The 15,048-nt window shown below is 67.9% G+C and carries 15 protein-coding genes; 3 read left to right on the forward strand and 12 right to left on the reverse strand.

The features are described from left to right. Positions 1–831: GTP cyclohydrolase II (ribA, locus tag D0D37_RS22290; RefSeq protein WP_116202553.1), on the forward strand; the 831-nt coding region annotated here is incomplete at its 5' end. A gap of 4 nt (positions 832–835) precedes the next feature. Here ribA and D0D37_RS22295 read toward each other — a convergent pair. From D0D37_RS22295 to D0D37_RS22305, 3 genes are read right to left on the reverse strand one after another with little or no spacing between them, the layout of a single operon-like run. Then, positions 836–2,062: a cytochrome P450 gene (locus tag D0D37_RS22295; protein ID WP_116202506.1), complete on the reverse strand. Its 1,227-nt coding sequence runs from the start codon at positions 2,060–2,062 to the stop codon at positions 836–838. Further along, on the reverse strand, positions 2,059–3,252 hold the full coding sequence (locus D0D37_RS22300) for an LLM class flavin-dependent oxidoreductase (protein WP_116202507.1): 1,194 nt from the start codon (positions 3,250–3,252) through the stop codon (positions 2,059–2,061). Before D0D37_RS22300 ends, D0D37_RS22295 begins: the two co-directional genes overlap by 4 nt. A gap of 14 nt (positions 3,253–3,266) precedes the next feature. Continuing rightward, complete coding sequence (locus D0D37_RS22305; protein ID WP_162834389.1) at positions 3,267–4,766, reverse strand: MFS transporter; 1,500 nt, start codon at positions 4,764–4,766, stop codon at positions 3,267–3,269. Positions 4,767–4,890: 124 nt separating this feature from the next. Here D0D37_RS22305 and D0D37_RS22310 point away from each other — a divergent pair, with 124 nt between their 5' ends. Beyond that, a complete protein-coding gene (locus tag D0D37_RS22310) occupies positions 4,891–5,661 on the forward strand; it encodes an SDR family NAD(P)-dependent oxidoreductase (protein WP_116202509.1) in 771 nt (256 codons plus the stop codon). Here the strand turns inward: D0D37_RS22310 and D0D37_RS22315 are convergent. Genes D0D37_RS22315 through D0D37_RS22325 form a run of 3 tightly spaced genes read right to left on the reverse strand, consistent with a single transcriptional unit; the run spans position 5,649 to position 8,473 of the window. Beyond that, positions 5,649–6,566, reverse strand: a complete 918-nt coding sequence (locus D0D37_RS22315) for an alpha/beta hydrolase (RefSeq protein WP_116202510.1) — start codon at positions 6,564–6,566, stop codon at positions 5,649–5,651. The two genes, D0D37_RS22310 and D0D37_RS22315, sit on opposite strands and share 13 nt — an antisense overlap. 12 nt (positions 6,567–6,578) lie before the next feature. After that, complete coding sequence (locus D0D37_RS22320; protein WP_116202511.1) at positions 6,579–7,313, reverse strand: SDR family NAD(P)-dependent oxidoreductase; 735 nt, start codon at positions 7,311–7,313, stop codon at positions 6,579–6,581. After that, on the reverse strand, positions 7,313–8,473 hold the full coding sequence (locus D0D37_RS22325; protein ID WP_116202512.1) for an LLM class flavin-dependent oxidoreductase: 1,161 nt from the start codon (positions 8,471–8,473) through the stop codon (positions 7,313–7,315). Before D0D37_RS22325 ends, D0D37_RS22320 begins: the two co-directional genes overlap by 1 nt. An 83-nt stretch (positions 8,474–8,556) precedes the next feature. On the opposite strand from D0D37_RS22325, the gene D0D37_RS22330 reads away from it, so the two are divergent. Then, positions 8,557–8,907, forward strand: a complete 351-nt coding sequence (locus tag D0D37_RS22330; protein WP_116202513.1) for a hypothetical protein — start codon at positions 8,557–8,559, stop codon at positions 8,905–8,907. Positions 8,908–9,134: 227 nt separating this feature from the next. On the opposite strand, the gene D0D37_RS22335 is transcribed toward D0D37_RS22330, so the two are convergent. The 6 genes from D0D37_RS22335 to D0D37_RS22360 form a co-directional block, all read right to left on the reverse strand. Further along, a complete protein-coding gene (locus D0D37_RS22335) occupies positions 9,135–9,737 on the reverse strand; it encodes a TetR/AcrR family transcriptional regulator (protein ID WP_116202514.1) in 603 nt (200 codons plus the stop codon). A 77-nt stretch (positions 9,738–9,814) separates the two neighbouring features. Then, on the reverse strand, positions 9,815–11,287 hold the full coding sequence (locus D0D37_RS22340; RefSeq protein WP_116202515.1) for an aldehyde dehydrogenase family protein: 1,473 nt from the start codon (positions 11,285–11,287) through the stop codon (positions 9,815–9,817). Between the two features lie 19 nt (positions 11,288–11,306). Next, entirely contained in the window at positions 11,307–12,161 is an 855-nt protein-coding gene (locus D0D37_RS22345; RefSeq protein WP_116202516.1) for an LLM class F420-dependent oxidoreductase, read from the reverse strand. Then, complete coding sequence (locus D0D37_RS22350; protein WP_116202517.1) at positions 12,161–12,646, reverse strand: nuclear transport factor 2 family protein; 486 nt, start codon at positions 12,644–12,646, stop codon at positions 12,161–12,163. The genes D0D37_RS22345 and D0D37_RS22350 overlap by 1 nt, the downstream gene beginning before the upstream one ends. Next, positions 12,643–13,482: a mycofactocin-coupled SDR family oxidoreductase gene (locus tag D0D37_RS22355; RefSeq protein WP_116202518.1), complete on the reverse strand. Its 840-nt coding sequence runs from the start codon at positions 13,480–13,482 to the stop codon at positions 12,643–12,645. The genes D0D37_RS22350 and D0D37_RS22355 overlap by 4 nt, the downstream gene beginning before the upstream one ends. Next, positions 13,479–15,032, reverse strand: a complete 1,554-nt coding sequence (locus D0D37_RS22360; protein ID WP_116202519.1) for a class I adenylate-forming enzyme family protein — start codon at positions 15,030–15,032, stop codon at positions 13,479–13,481. Before D0D37_RS22360 ends, D0D37_RS22355 begins: the two co-directional genes overlap by 4 nt. Between the last annotated feature and the right edge of the window lie 16 nt (positions 15,033–15,048).

Below are 15,048 nucleotides of genomic sequence, written 5' to 3' on the forward strand. Positions count from 1 at the left end.
CCGGGTGGGGTGCTCGAGCGGGCGGGCCACACCGAGGCGACTGTCGACCTCTGCCGGCTCGCCGGCACAGCGCCGACCGGTGTCCTGTGCGAACTCCTGGCGGAAGACGGCTCGATGGCCCGACGGCCGGAACTGCTCGCATTCGCCCGGACACACGGACTGCCGATCATCACTGTCCGCGCGCTCGTCGCTTATCGCCGTCGGCACGAGCTGGCGGCGGCCGCTACGGCTCAACTGCCCACCGCACACGGCACTTTCACCGCACACGCATATCGGAACGCGACCGGAACCGAGCATCTCGCACTGGTGATGGGCGATCTGTCGGACGGCTCCGCACCTCTCGTGCGGCTTCACAGCGAGTGCCTCACCGGCGATGTGTTCGGTTCTCGCCGGTGCGACTGCGGATCCCAGCTCGATCAAGCTCTTCGCACTGTCGCCGCGCACGGGAGCGGCGCGATCGTCTACCTCGGCGGGCACGAGGGACGGGGAATCGGTCTCACCGCGAAGATCGCCGCGTATGCTTTGCAGGAAGACGGTTACGACACCGTGGACGCGAACCACCAGCTCGGGTTGCCCGCGGACCAGCGGGACTACACCGACGCAGCGGCGGTTCTCGACCACCTCGGCGTGCGCCGGTTGCGGCTCCTGACCAACAACCCGGCCAAGCGTGACGCGCTGGTTTCCGAAGGAATCGACGTCGTCGAGTGCGTCGCGATGCCTGCCGCAGTGACCCCGGAGAACATCGACTACCTTCTCGCCAAGAACAGCCGGATGGGCCACCGGATTCCCGGGATCGCCGCGCCTCGCGCCTACGGGACCACGGTCGGCTGAACCTTCAACGCGGGACAGACCGCGTCAGCGGAAGCGTCTCGACCCCGTTCATCGCGGAGAGACCGGCAGCCACCTGAGGTTCGCCTGCGAGAGCCAACAACGGAAACCGTTCGAGGAACACCTGCAATGCTTCAGCCATCTCGGTCCGTGCCAGCAGGTGTCCGAGGCACATCCGCCCGCCCGATCCGAACGTCAGATGCTTGCCCGGGCTTGTTCGCGCAGGGTCGAAAGCATTCGGCTCCGGGAACATCGCCGGATCCCGGTTCGCCGCGAAGGTATTGAGGACCAGCAAGGTTCCGGCGGGAAAGACAAGCCCCCGGTACACGAAATCCTCTCGCACCTGGCGCAGCAGAATGTGCAGCGACGGCTCCAGCCTCAGCGCTTCATCGACCGCACCCGGAATCGCGTCCGCGTCCGCGCGGATCCGTTGCCACCACCCGTGCCGGACCAGCAGGTGCACCACTGTCCCGAACTGGTAGCGAGTGGTGTCGTGACCGGCGAACAGGAGGTTCAGCAGAGCTCCGCACAGCTCGTCGTGGGTCAGCGAACCTGTTTCCCGCTGTGCGGCAACGACCGTCGCGACGAAGTCCTCCCCAGGACGGTCCTCGCTCCGGCCGATGAGTTCGGCGAAATAGCCGCGGAGGCCGCGGATCGCAGCGTCGATCCGCGGCAAATGCGGCTCAAGCGGGAACTTCGCGAGCAGTCCGAGATCGACGGTCCAGCTCCCGAACCGGTCGATGTCCTCGCCCGGCACTCCCATCAGAGCGCACAACACCTCGATGGGATAACGATCGGTGAAGTCCCCGACTACGTCGAACGGGTCCCGGTCCGCCATCTGTTCCACCAGCCGCCGCGCGGCCCGGCGCATGAGCGGGCGCAGCCGTTCCACGCGGGGGCGCGTGAATCCGTACTGCAGCGCCTTGCGAATCCGCGCATGCCGCGGCTCTTCGATCATCGGCAGTGACGCTTGGGTGGCGTACCACATGACCTGCTCGGACGCACCGAGCCGGCGGTAATAGTCGGGTCCGACTCCATCAAGACGCCGGTCCACGCTCAGCTCTCGGCACGCGGCATACTCGATCACCTCGTAGCCGCGCGTTGTGCGAACAAGCCATGGCTGTTGCCGCGCGGCATCGAACGCGGCACCCGTGCCTCCGTTGTCTTGCTGTGGCGGCAGATCGACGAACGGGACCGCATCCTCCGTCAAGAACCGATCTGCCGCCGCGGTCACGACGAAACCTCCCGCGATGCCTCGTAGCGTTGTTGCGCACGGCGGTTGGCCGCTGACAGCGCCTTCTGGAAGTCGCCTTCGGAACCGGAGAAACTTGCCCAGTTCTCCAGTCGCCGTGTCGCGGAGTCCTGGAAATGCGGTGCGACTTCACGGGCGAACAGCTCGTACGAGTCGAGCGTGTCCCGCGGGTGGGCCCAGTCCAGCACCCGGATCAAGTGAGTTCCGTATCCGCCGGACAGTTCCTGCATGTACTCGATGTGCTCGATGACGTCTTCCGGGGTGCCGACGACGCCGAGCTGGGAAGCGCGGAAAACGTCGAGCCACGGCGCGTCCGCCGGAAGCCCTGAGGTTTCGTAGACGGCCTTCAGGAAGGAGGCGTCGCGCAGCGCGTAGCGGGCGGCATGGTCGATCCCATAGGCGACCTGACGCTCCGCCTCTTTCCGGGTCGGCGCCACGTGGACACAGCTGACGAGCCGCCAATCAGCCCGGTCGGGTTCGGCGTATCCGTGCCGGTCCAGCTGCTCGGAGTACATCTCCCAGTGCTTCGCGAGCACCTTGCTCCCGGCGGGGCTCGCTGCTGCCAGCGCGAGCATGGGAAGCCCGAACCGGCCAGCGAGGTTCGCGCCCGCCGGCGACACCACGGCGGTCACCGCCATCGGCGGGTGCGGCCGGGTGTAGGGCAGCAGCTGCAGCTGAGCCTGCCGCAGTTCGAACCAGTCGGTCTTCCGGTCTACTGGACCGGATTCGGTGAACAGCGCGAGAATCGCCTCCAGCGACTCCTCCATCCGCTCGCGGAGCTGGGTGTAGTCCAGTCCCATCATGGCCGCGTCCGACGGCAGCGCACCGGGCCCGGTCCCGACGATCAGCCTGCCCCGCGTGAGGTGATCGAGCAGAGTGATGCGCTCCGCCACCATCAGCGGATGGTGATACGGCAGCGAAATCACCCCGGTGCCGAGCTTGATGTCACGCGTGCGTTGCGCCGCGGCCGCGATGAACACCTCCGGGCTGGAGATGATCTCCCAGCCGCTCGAGTGGTGTTCCCCGATGAACGCCTCGTCGAACCCGAGCCGGTCCAGGTGCTCCACGAGCTGCAGGTCGCGTTCCAGATCCCAAGTCGGGTTGTTCCCCGGCCGGTGCTCCGGCCCGAGGAAAACCCCGAACTTCATCCGGTTCGGCACAATGCTGGTCATCAGATTCCGCTCCCTCAACCCATTACTCGCTTGCGTTCGGACGCGCCCGCGGCGGTGTCCGCGCCGGTTCGCACCTGAAGTACGTCTTTGCGCCGGCCGTGCGGCAGCACGCTCGCCAGCAGGACACTCACGAGCCCGCATCCGGCCGCCACCGCGAAGGCGACCCGGTATCCGCTCTCGCGGTAGAACACTCCGGCACCCGCCTGGACCGCGTTCGCCGTCAACGCCGCGAAAGCGACCTGGATGAGCACCACCGTGCCGATGTTCTGCCCTTCCAGCGCCATGATCGACGCGATCCCCTGCTGCTCGGGCGGGCTTGCCTGCATCACAAGATTCGGCAACCCGCCGTAGGTCGCGCCCATCCCTGCCCCGAACACCACGAGCAGCACCGCGACCTGCCAGGCTTGCGCATGCCACATAGCCAGTCCGGCCGACCCCAGCGTGAGCAGAACCGCGCCGGCGATCATCGGCGTGCGGATACCCCATCGCGACGCTCGGGCGCCGCAGAGGAACCCGGCCACCACCATCGCGGCGCCGAGCGGCGACAGGAAGTACGCGACTCCGATCGCATCGCTGCCGAAACCGTAGCCGCCGCCCACTTCTCGCGGAGTCTGCAGCATGCTGGGCACGATCGACGAAACAATACCTGTCGTGGCATACACGGACGCGCCGAGCAACAGCGTGGTCCACATTGGACGGCTCCGCAACAGAGGCAGGTTGATCAGCGGGTCCGGGAAACTGCGGTCCCACCACAGCCAAGCGCCGAAGCACAGGACGCCGCCCGCGAGAAGACCAAGCACCGCGCCGGATCCCCAGCCCCACTCCGAGCCTTCTCCGAGCCCGAAGACAAGGGCCGCACCGCCGAGCCCGAGCAGTACCGCTCCCGGCCAGTCCAGCCGGGCACGCACCCGCAGCGGCGATTCCGGCAGCAGCGCCCACACCGCCACAATGCACACTGCCTCGTAGATCGCCACGAACCAGAAAATCGACAGCGCGCCGAACGAGTCGATCAGCCATCCCGCCAGGAAGGGCGCGAGGATGAACGTTACGCCGGAACCGGTCAAGGTCACGGCGACCGCGAACGCGATGATGCGTTTCGGGAACACGTCCCGGATCAACGAGTAGGCCAGCGCCGGCGTGATGTAGAGCAGGCCTTGAAGCGCTCTGCCGACGAGGAAAAGCTCGTAGGACGGCGCGACCGCGGACAGGATCGCGCCCGCTGCCGCGATCGCGGTCGCGACCAGCAGCAACAGCCGTTTGCCGCGCAGGTCCGCGAGTTTGCCGATGATCGCCATCACCACCGCCGCGGCGAGGTTGGCGATCGTGATCGTCCACCCCACCTGATCGGTGCGGTAATGCGCCGCGATCCCCGGCAGCGCGGTGGCCACCAGGTTGTAGGAAAACGCGGCGAGTTCGGCGAGAAGGACGATGACGAGCAGGCCGAACACCCGCCGCGCGGTCCAATCACGACCGGACGGGTCGGTGCCGGAAGAGGAAAACGATTCGGTGGCCACTGGACCTCCTGGAGTGCGGCATTGCACGCAGAGACTGCCGTCACAGTACGGAACCAAGCGCTCGCTTGGCAAGGGCTGTTAAGCTCCCGGCTCGACGTTTTCCGTTTCCTGAAGGGTATTCACGATGTCGGACTTCTCCACGAAATCCGGTGCCGCGCTCGTCGCCGGCGGAACCGGCGGGATCGGCGCGGCCATCACCCGGCTCCTCGCCCGCAGGGGCAGCGACGTCGCTTTCACCTACCGAGCCAACGAGGTCGCTGCGAAAGAACTGGGGCGCGAAGTCGAATCCATGGGCCAGCGCCAGAGCGCGTACCAGCTCGATCTTGCGGACGCCGACGCCACCGCGACCGCGGTTTCCCAGGCATCCGAGTCATTCGGCGGTATCCACTCGCTGGTGTACGCCGCCGGCCCGCACGTGCCGATGGTGCACCTGAGCAAGGTTTCCCCGGCCCAGTACCGCGCGCAGCTGGACGCGGACGCTGCGGCGTTCTTCAACCTGGCCCACGCCGCGCTGCCGGAATTGCGCCAGAGCAAGGGAACCGTGACGGTGGTGACGACCGCAGCCACTCGCCGCTTCCCGGTTCGGGACGGGCTGTCTTCCGGCACGAAGGGCGCTGTCGAGGCAGTCGCGCGGGCGTTCGCCGCCGAAGAGGGCCGGTTCGGCGTCCGGGTCAATTGCGTCGGCCCCGGCATGCTCACCGACGGCATGGCGGACCGGCTCATCTCGTCCGGCGAACTCGACGACACGGCGCTCGAGATCACCCGGCGGAACATTCCGCTGCGCCGCTTCGGCAATGCTTTGGACATCGCCGAAGCGGTCGCGTTCCTCGCGTCGGACCGGGCAGGCTTCATCACCGGCCAATGTCTCGACGTCGACGGGGGCTATGGAGTCTGACCGCCGCCTCCGGCGGTGAACCGGCCGAAAACCCCTTCGACTTCCCTGCGGATCCTCCGGCTGATCGCCGCACCGGGCTGCAGCGCGGTGAACGCGTGCGGCACGCCGGGGACCACGTGGAGTTCGACCGGCACGCCTGCAGCCTGCAGCTGCCGCGCGTACTCCACCGCCTCGTCGCGCAGGCAGTCCTCGCCCGCCGCCAAGACGTAAGCGGGCGGCAGCCGACCGAAGTCCCGCGCCGCCGCAGGCGAACCCGTTGCTGGCGGCGCGTCGACGAGGGATCCCAAGTAGTGCTGCCAGCAACGCCGCGCGTCCGCCGCACTGAAGACCGCAGCTGTCGGCAACTCCGTGAGCGAAGCGCCCCGCATAGTCGCGTCCAGGAACGGGCACAGCAGCACCTGGCCGTCGATGGCCGGTCCCCCGTCGTCCCGGGCGCGGATCGCGACCGCCGCCGCCAATCCGGCACCTGCCGACATCCCCGCGACCACCAACGGCACTTCCGCCGCGACATGCTGCAAGGCGGCGTAGCAATCGTCCAAGGCCGCCGGGTAAGGATCTTCCGGAGCGAGCCGGTAGTCGACCGAGACGACCACGACTCCGACATCGGCCGCCAGGCGCGCGCAGAACACCTCGTCCTCGTCCGGGTGGCCGATGCAATATCCGCCGCCGTGCATCCACAGCACGACTGGCGTCGACTCGTCTGCATCGTCCGGCACGTACCGGCGGATCGGCACCGACCGGTCCAGTGCCGCCGGAACCTCGTCGCCGATCCGGGATACTCCAGCCGGCCAGGGCACGAGCGGCCACTCCGCCCGCGCCTTGGCGCTCAGCTCCCGCTGCGCCGCGGGATCGTCGAACTGCAAGGGCGGCATCGCCGCAAGGAATTCCGCGAATTCCGGATCCATGTGTTCCTCCTGTCATCCCGTGCCGGTTGCTCCACCGTCCACGACAAGCTCGGTCCCGGTGAGGTAACTGGAGTCTTCGGACGCCAGGAAGAGCGCCGCTCGCGCGACTTCGTCCGGGCGGCCGGCCCGGCCGATCGGGGTGCCTGCCCAGTGCGCCGGGTCGGCGAGCAGTTCCGGCGGGATGCTTTGCTCAAGCATCGGTCCCTCGATCGCGCCCGGGATGAGGCAGTTGACCCGGATCCCCTGCGGCGCGAGCTCAGCCGCAGCGACCTTGGTCAGCCCCCGCAGCGCCCATTTGCTCATGCCGTAGGCACCGTGCCCGGGGTAGCCGGTCATTCCCGCCGTCGAGGACACATTGATGATCGAGCCACCGTGTTCCATGCGTTTCGCGGCGGCGCGAATCCCGAGAAACGGCCCGCGCAGGTTCACCGCGAGGATGCCGTCCAACGCGGCCACCGATTCCTCCGCGAGGGGCTTGGTCCGATAGCGGGCCGCATTGTTCACGAGCACGTCGAGCCGGCCGTACCGCACGACAACGCCGTCGAGTGCGGCCTCCCAGCCGTCTTCGGCACTGACGTCGAGCCGGACGAAGGTGCCTCCGAACCCGGCCGCTACGGCGCGACCGGCCTCTTCGTCCACATCTGCGACGATCACGCGGGCGCCCTCCCGGGCAAAGAGCGCTCCCTCCGCCGCGCCCTGACCACGGGCGCCGCCGGTGATCACCGCGACCTTTCCCTCGAGCCGCATCAGAACCGTGCTTCTTTGGCCCGGAAATGCGGGATGACGTGCTCGCCCCAGTTCCGGATGGTCTCCAGGCACACCTCGTGCGGCACCGTGCCCATCTGGATCAGGCAGAGCACCTCGTCGACACCGACCCGCTCGAGCTCGGTGACATAGTCGATCGCGGTCTCCACGGTGCCGTAAGCGTGGTCGATGTTGTAGTTCGCCGATGCGAGCGAGCGCTCGGAATACTGCGGCAGTTCGCCCCGGTCGTAAGCCGCAGCACGCGACTCAGCCCGGTCCCGCATGAAGGCGACATTATCCTCGGTGACGGTGTCGCCCGTGGGTGGTTCGGCTCCGCCGAGATGCCAATAGCCGATCGATTCCCCGAAGAACCGCTGGCCGCGGGCACCGATCTCCTTCGCCTGCTTCGCGTCGTCGAGCACGATAGTCGGGCACAGTGCGACGAACTGGTCGTTCGTCACGTCCGAGACCAAGTTCTCCCCACTGCGCGTCTCGCAGCGTTCCCGGTACAGCTTGTGCTGGTGCGCCACGCTGTCGAGACCCGCGAAGCCGAAGATCAGTGCGCCCACCCCGAGATCGGCGGAGTGCACCACGGTGTCGGGCTTGGTGCTCGCCAGGTACAACGGCGGATGCGGACGCTGCACCGGACGCGGCAAGATGCGCAACGGTGCGTTCCCCTTCGGTGCTTCGAGGTCGAGTAGCTTGCCATGCCAGGAGAAGTCTTCCGAGCGCCAAGCGGAACTCACGATCCGCAGCGCTTCCTCCACTTCCGCGGCGGTTCGCTCTGGGTCCACATTGCACAGTGCGGCTTCCTGCAACGTCCCGCCCCGGGCGGCACCAAGGTTCAACCTGCCGTTCGACAGCACGTCCAGGAACGCAGCCTTCTCCGCGACGCGCGTCGGGAAGTTGTAGTTGAACGGCATGCACACCGCGCCGTGCCCGATCCTGATTCGGGATGTTTTCGCGGCCACGGTCGCGAGGAACAGCTCCGGCGCCGACATGTGCGAGTAGTGCTCGAGACCGTGGTGTTCGACTGCCCAGATGCCGTCGAAGCCCATCTGCTCCGCGAACACAGCCTGCTCGACCGAATCGAAGATGAGCTGCCGCTCGGTCTCCGGCGTCGGATCGGCCAGCTGCGCCTCGAAGATCATCGAGAATTTCACACGCTCTCCTTGTCTTGCTCTATCGCTTGCTTGGCTGCTCGAGGCATGCGGGGTCCCCGGCCCGGCAGGTGCGGGAAAGATCAGTGACCGCGGAGGAGCCGCCTGTTCCGGGCGAGCGCTCGCACGCGCCGACCCAGCTGCACCAGCCGGGAGGCGTCAGTGACATCGGCGAAGACGACGTCGTCCTCTCCCGCAATGAGGCCAGCGGCATCGAGGCATATCCCCGCCCCGACCGGGACTCCGCCGCACACTCGCACGGCCTGATGGAGTTCCGCGAGCATGGCGGCGCCGCAGCCGACTTCTTGTGCCACGACGATCAGTCCGACTGCGTTGCCGGACAACCGGAACTCATTCAGGTGAGCCTCGATTCGAGTCGAGACATCCATGCCGGGGCGGCATTCGCAGACGATCAGGACAGCGCCCTGCTCGCCTGAGCCGCGTTCCGGCGCAGGCGACGCAACGGAAAGAACCTGGCGCAGGACAGGCGAATCCCCGAGACAGAGCGAAGCTGTCTCGGGCTGCGCGGGCGCGGTGTTCGCCGGGATATCCATGGTGACGGTCATGGCCATCTCCCACGTCGATGTAGGGGGGCACACCGATGTAACCCCGCTCACGCGCAGAGCGTCAAGAGACTCAGAGTCTCTTTCTTTACTTAACCGATTCAGTCAAGGTCGAGCGCCGCACTCCACATCCGCGCCAGCACGACGGCCGTTTCGTCCCGGTCGAGATCCCACCCGTGCGACGACCAGCGAAGGAACATCTGCTGCAGCTGCCCGAAGAGCAAGGCCGCCCGGACTTTCGCCTGCGGCTCAGTCCAGCGTCCGCCCTTCTGCAAGGCGGCCGCGAGCAGTTCGATGTCGCGCTCGAAGCTCGTCTGCTGGCGTTCGCGGACCGTGTCGTCCAGCAGAGCGGCCTCGGTGACGGCCGCGGACGCCACCCGGGTTCGTTCCCACACCCGCAACGTGTCGTCGAGCCAGCGGGAGATGCGTTCGCGGCTCGGACGCTCCGCGAGCTCGAACAAGGCGAGATAGACCGGCTCGTACTCTTCGTCCAGGTGGCGCAGAACTTCCATCAGCACATCCGCTTTGGACCGGAAATGCCGGTAGAACGTCGCCCGGGTGGTGCCCGCGGCGGCGGTGATGTCTTCGATCGACGTCGCCACGTACCCGGTCAGGGAGAAGCAGTCGACAGCGGCGTCCGCCAAACGAGACCTGGTCTGGTCTCGGCGGTTCTGCCGGGCGGCAGCCCGTGCGTCCTCGGCCATCGAGCCCCCTCGCGTGCGGATGGTTGGTCTGCCGTCCAGGAAACCAAGCGCACGGAGCGAGGCACAAGCCGGGGTGCTCAGCCGTGCTCGATCCAGACGCTCTTGTGCTCGAGCCACTCGTCGAGCGCACGCGGCCCGTTCGAAACCCGGTTGCCGCTTTCCTTCTGCCCGCCGAACGGCAAGGCCCAATGCAGCCTTCGGTAGGTGTTGACCCACACCGTTCCCGCACGCAGGCCGTCCGCCAGCCGGTGGACTCGTGACACGTCGCTGGTCCACACCCCGGCCGCGAGCCCGTAGACGGTGTCGTTCGCCAACTCGAGCGCGTGGGTTTCCGAACTGAACGGAATCGCGACCGCGACCGGGCCGAAGATCTCCTCCTGGCAGACCCGCAGCCGGTTGTCCGGGGTGGCGAACAGCGTCGGCTCCACGAAGTAGCCGCCGGACAGCCGATGCCCCGGTTCGAAGAGATCCTTGCCGCTCCGCCCGCCGAACACCCGCCGCGCACCTTCCGCTTCGGCAAGCTCCAGATAGCCCCGCACCTTGTCGAACTGCGCGTCGAACGCGACCGGCCCCATCGTGGTCTCCGGGTCGAGCGGATCTCCCAGCCGGATCGCCGCGGCGTGTGCCCGCACGCGCTCCAGGAACTCGTCGAAGATCGTGTCTTCGACCAGGATCCGCGATCCCGCGATGCACGCTTGCCCGGCGCTGCCGGTGAAGATTCCGGCCGCCGCACCGGCCGCCGCGGCGTCGAGATCCGCGTCCGCGAACACGACATTCGGCGATTTGCCCCCGAGCTCCAGCCCCAGGACTTTCAGGTTGCTCACCGATCGCTGGGTGATCCGCCGTCCCGTCGCGGTCGACCCAGTGAAACTGATCTTGGCGATGTCTCGGTGGTCTACCAGTGCTTCGCCCGCCGTCGCGCCCTCGCCGCAGACGACGTTCACCGCCCCGGGCGGAATTCCTGCCTCTTCCAAGCGGCGCGCCGCGGCGAGAATCGACACCGATGCGCGCTCCGGCGGTTTCACGACCACCGTGTTGCCAGCGGCCAAGGCTGCGGACGTCTTCGCCAGAAACATGGCCAGCGGCGCGTTCCACGGAATGATGATGCCGACGACGCCGAACGGCTCTCGCACTGAGTACGTATGCGCTGCCGGAGTGATCGCGACGGTTTCCGAGGTGATCGTCTCCGCCAGGCCTGCATGAAACTCGATCTGCGCAGCACCGCCGAGAACCGCGGGGCGCGCCTCGGTGCTGGCGCGACCGTTGTCGGTCGCGTCGAGCCGCCACAGCTCATCGGCGTCTTCGCGGACCAGGTTTGCCCAAGCGCGGAGGATAGCCGCCCGTTCCATCGGCAATTTCCCGCGCCAAGCGGGAAACGCGGCCAGCGCCGCGGCTACCGCGTCGTCCACATCGGACGCCTCGCCGGCCGGGATCCTCGCCCACACCTCCCCGGTCGCCGGGTTGACGCTCTCGAGCCACTTCCCGCTCCGCGCAGGCCTGAACTCGCCGCCGACGTAATGCGGAACATCGGCCGGGCGCGCCTCTGCCATGGTGATTCCCTCCTCTGGTTCACGACGCGACAAGCGCCGCGATCCGATCGAGCTTGTGCAACGTGGCCGGCCCACCGGCCGTGGGCATCCAGAACACGACGCGGGCGATCCCCAGCTCCGCATACCGGGCAAGCGCGTCGGCATGAGGAAAAGCGTTGAAAAGCGTCACCGGCGCCTCGGTCCGCCCGGCATCCGCGGCACGCTTCGCGAGCTCACGAACCCGCCGCCCGAGCCGAGCGCTGAACACTTCCTCCGCGCCGGACGGTTCGTCGCCGATCTGTTCAGTTCCGTCGCGGTAGGGAATCCAGCCGTCCGCCAGTTCCACTACCCGATCTAGCACGCGAGGGCCGCCGCCGCCGAGCAGGACGGGCGGCCTCGGACGCTGGACTGGCTTCGGCCACGACCAAGCCGGGCCGAACTCCACGAAGTCGCCGTGGTACTCCGCTTCGTCCTCGGTCCAGAGCGCCGTCATCGCGGCCAACCGCTCCCGCAGTACCGCGAAGCGGCGCTCGGGGTCGGTTCCGTGGTTGCGGAGCTCCGTTTCGTCCGAGCCGGCACCGACGCCGAAGACGAATCTGCCGCCGGAAAGCTCGTCGATCGTCGCCACCTGCTTGGCGAGAACGAGAGGCTCGCGCTGAGGCACCAGGCAGACCGCGGTGCCGAGTCGGATGCGGCTGGTCGACACGGCAACAGCGGCGAGCGCCACCAGCGGGTCGAGCAAGCGCCGGTAGAACGGCGGGCTGGCGCTGCCCACCGGGACGTGCGTGTGGTCGGGAAAAAAGACCGACTCGAACCCGCGCTCCTCGGCCGCGCGAGCGAACGCGACCGGCGAAATCGACTCCGCGGACGGGAAGAACTGCACGCCCGCGTCCATCAGAGCCGTTCCCAGCTCTGGAGCCGGTTGGAGTCGCCGATTTCCATGGGTTCCAGCAAGTGCTCGCTCAAATCGCCGAAGAGATCGTTGCCGATCCTCCGTTCGGCGAATCGCCATCCGGCATCGGTCTTCGTGAACCGGTCGAGGTAATCGCCCGCGATGATGGGCTGCAACGGAAACGACGCGGCGTGCTGCACCACCAGGATGTACGAATGAGCGCGCGCCCGCCCCGGGCCGTCGTCTTCGACCACCAAGTTGGTCGAGAGGTGGTGGGTTCGCGGCGTCCCGTTCGCATGGATCCGGACGTAGCGGCGCCACAGTGCGGTCACCGCGACCGGGTCACGGCGCGCCACCAGCGCGTCGCCGACGTAAAGGTCCGTGTCCGCGAACAACCGGCCGAGGTCGTCGAACCGGCCGTCGTCGAGGTAGTAGCCGTAGAGGTGGACCAGCCGCTCGATCTCCCGATGGTCCTCTGCGCCGATCATGCGGTGTACCTCGCGGCCGACCCGGCATTGACGTCGATCACCGAGCCCGTCACGTGAGGAGTGCCCGGGCCGATCAGAAACAGCACCGCGGCCGTGATCTCCGCGGCGTCCAGCAGCGTCACCGGCTGCGCGTGGTGCTCGCGCAGCAGCGGCTCGACGTCCTCCCACTCAGGCGCGTCGAGATCAGGACGCAACGCCCGGTACAGCGCGTCGTTGTGCACCATCGGAGTCGACGTGTTCCCTGGCGCGACCGCATTCACCGTAATGCCGAACGCCGCGAGATCGAGCGCCGCTGCCTTCACCAGGCCGACCACGCCCCACTTCGATGCGACGTACGGGACCGAGCCAGGTACAGCCATCCGGCCCTGGTTGGAGGCGGTCGCGACGATGCGGCCGTATCCGCGTTCGATCATGTGCGGCGTCACCGCGCGCATGGACTGGAAAACACCAGTCAGGTTCACGCCAAGGACTTCGTCCCATATCCCCCGGTCAGCGTCTTGGATCGATCCGCCGCCGTGTACTCCGGCGTTGGCGATCAGCGCGTCGATGCGCCCGAATCGGCGCACCGCTTCCGCGACAGCCGAATCCACCTCGGCCGGGTCGCGCACGTCGCCGGTGAGCGCCAAGACCTCGCGCCCATGCGCGCGCACCAGCTCAGCCGTCTGCGCCAGATCCGCTTCGGTGGCAAGAGGGTAAGCGACCGCTGCGGAGTCTTGGCAACGGTCGAAGAGGACGACGTCGGCTCCCTCGCGTGCTGCCGCCTCGGCGTGAGACCGCCCCTGCCCCCGCGCTCCGCCCGTGACGAAGACGACCTGCCCGGCAAGCTGCCCGCTCACGGGCGAGCCGCTTCCAGGAGATGCCCCCAGCGTTCCCGTACCTCGCGACGCAGGAGCTTTCCCTGTCCGCCGGACCCGTCGTTCGCGTGCGGCAGCTCGTCCGCGACCGCTACGAGGTCCGGTCGCGACTCCGGCGGCAGCTTTTCCGCAACCGCCGCCCGAACGACCTCGGGATCCAGCGTGCGGTCCTGCTCCGGCCGGACGACCAGCAGGATCTTCGGTTCCGCACCGCCATCGACACCGACCGCAGCGGCTTCCGCGACCCCGTCCACTGCGGACGCGACGTCTTCGACCTGCGCCGGCAGGGTGAACACTCCGCCGCGCACAATCGCGTCTGCTCGCCGCCCCAGCACGGACACTCGGCCCGCGCCGTCGACTTTTCCGAGGTCTCCCCCGGTGAACCAGCCATCCCGCAGCGCTTGCTCGGTAGCTTCCGGCTGACCGTCGTATCCGGCGGCGACGTGCGGACCCGCGAGCTGGATCTCTCCGATCTCACCGGTGATCCGCCGCCCGGTGCCGTTCACCACCCGCACCGCGCCACCGGTTCGGGCCCAGCCCACGACGTCGTCCGGGACCTGGTCGCGCCGGCCGATTACGCTGTACGGCGCTTCGGTCTGCCCGTAGTAGCCATAAAGCGCCAGCTTCGGCAAACGCTGGTGGATGCGCTGCTGCAGTGAGAACAACAGCGGCTCCCCGCCGAGCATCGCCACCCGGAGCGAGGAGAGGTCCACCGTTTCGTGTGCACGGTCGGACAGCAACTCCACGAAGAAGCTCGGCGTGACGCTCAGGTGGGTGATCCGTTCCCGCGGCACCGCTCCGAGAAAATGGCCGGGCCCGAACCCCTCCTCCAGGACCAGTCGCGCTCCGCCCGCGAGGGCGGGCGCCGCGACCGCCAGGAAACCGATGCCCCAGACGATCGGTCCAGTGCCGACGACGGCGTCCCGGCCGAGCGGCACGTCCAGCCACAGCTTCTCGGCGATCGCCAGGCCGCTGAGGTGCGTGTGAACGACCGCTTTCGGCAGCCCTGTCGTGCCGGACGTGAAGAACAGCGCCAACGGAGCGTCGCTGCCTGCCCGGATGTCCGGCTCGGCGTCGTCCGCCGTCTCGGTGAGCGCGTCGAAATCGAGCGCGTCGTCCGCCGCTCCGCCGAGACGCAACCATTGCCGCACTCCGGGCAGCTCGGGCCGCAGCTGCGCCACGAGATCGTCGAACCGCGCATCGTAGACGAAGGCGGTGACCTGGCTCCGCGTGAGCACTGGCACGAAGACATCCGGTGACCAGAATGGGTTCAGCGCCGCGAGCACAGTCCCGAGCTTGGCCTGTGCCAGGTATACCTCCAGCACGGACAGAGGAGAGTCGAGCAAGGTCGCGACGCGGTCGCCGGGGCTCACCTCTGCCGCGGCCAAGGCGTTCGCCCGGCGGTTGACCCGACGGTTCAGCTCTTCAAAAGTCAGGTGGTCACGACCCGCGAAGGTCACCGCCACCGCGTCCGGGGTCCGATCGCGTTGCGCGGTCAGCACTGCGTGCCCGAAGTTGGCATAGCGCGTCATTGCGTTTCTCCTGCCG

This window comes from Amycolatopsis circi, from assembly GCF_003385235.1.
Lineage (GTDB): Bacteria > Actinomycetota > Actinomycetes > Mycobacteriales > Pseudonocardiaceae > Amycolatopsis > Amycolatopsis circi.

Excerpts from the sequence above, each read along its gene's own strand:
- D0D37_RS22300 (WP_116202507.1), bottom strand. The coding sequence starts at position 3,252 with ATGACCAGCATTGTGCCGAACCGGATGAAGTTCGGGGTTTTCCTCGGG.
- D0D37_RS22310 (WP_116202509.1), top strand. The coding sequence starts at position 4,891 with ATGTCGGACTTCTCCACGAAATCCGGTGCCGCGCTCGTCGCCGGCGGA.
- D0D37_RS22315 (WP_116202510.1), bottom strand. The coding sequence starts at position 6,566 with ATGGATCCGGAATTCGCGGAATTCCTTGCGGCGATGCCGCCCTTGCAG.
- D0D37_RS22320 (WP_116202511.1), bottom strand. The coding sequence starts at position 7,313 with ATGCGGCTCGAGGGAAAGGTCGCGGTGATCACCGGCGGCGCCCGTGGT.
- D0D37_RS22335 (WP_116202514.1), bottom strand. The coding sequence starts at position 9,737 with ATGGCCGAGGACGCACGGGCTGCCGCCCGGCAGAACCGCCGAGACCAG.
- D0D37_RS22340 (WP_116202515.1), bottom strand. The coding sequence starts at position 11,287 with ATGGCAGAGGCGCGCCCGGCCGATGTTCCGCATTACGTCGGCGGCGAG.
- D0D37_RS22345 (WP_116202516.1), bottom strand. The coding sequence starts at position 12,161 with ATGGACGCGGGCGTGCAGTTCTTCCCGTCCGCGGAGTCGATTTCGCCG.
- D0D37_RS22350 (WP_116202517.1), bottom strand. The coding sequence starts at position 12,646 with ATGATCGGCGCAGAGGACCATCGGGAGATCGAGCGGCTGGTCCACCTC.
- D0D37_RS22360 (WP_116202519.1), bottom strand. The coding sequence starts at position 15,032 with ATGACGCGCTATGCCAACTTCGGGCACGCAGTGCTGACCGCGCAACGC.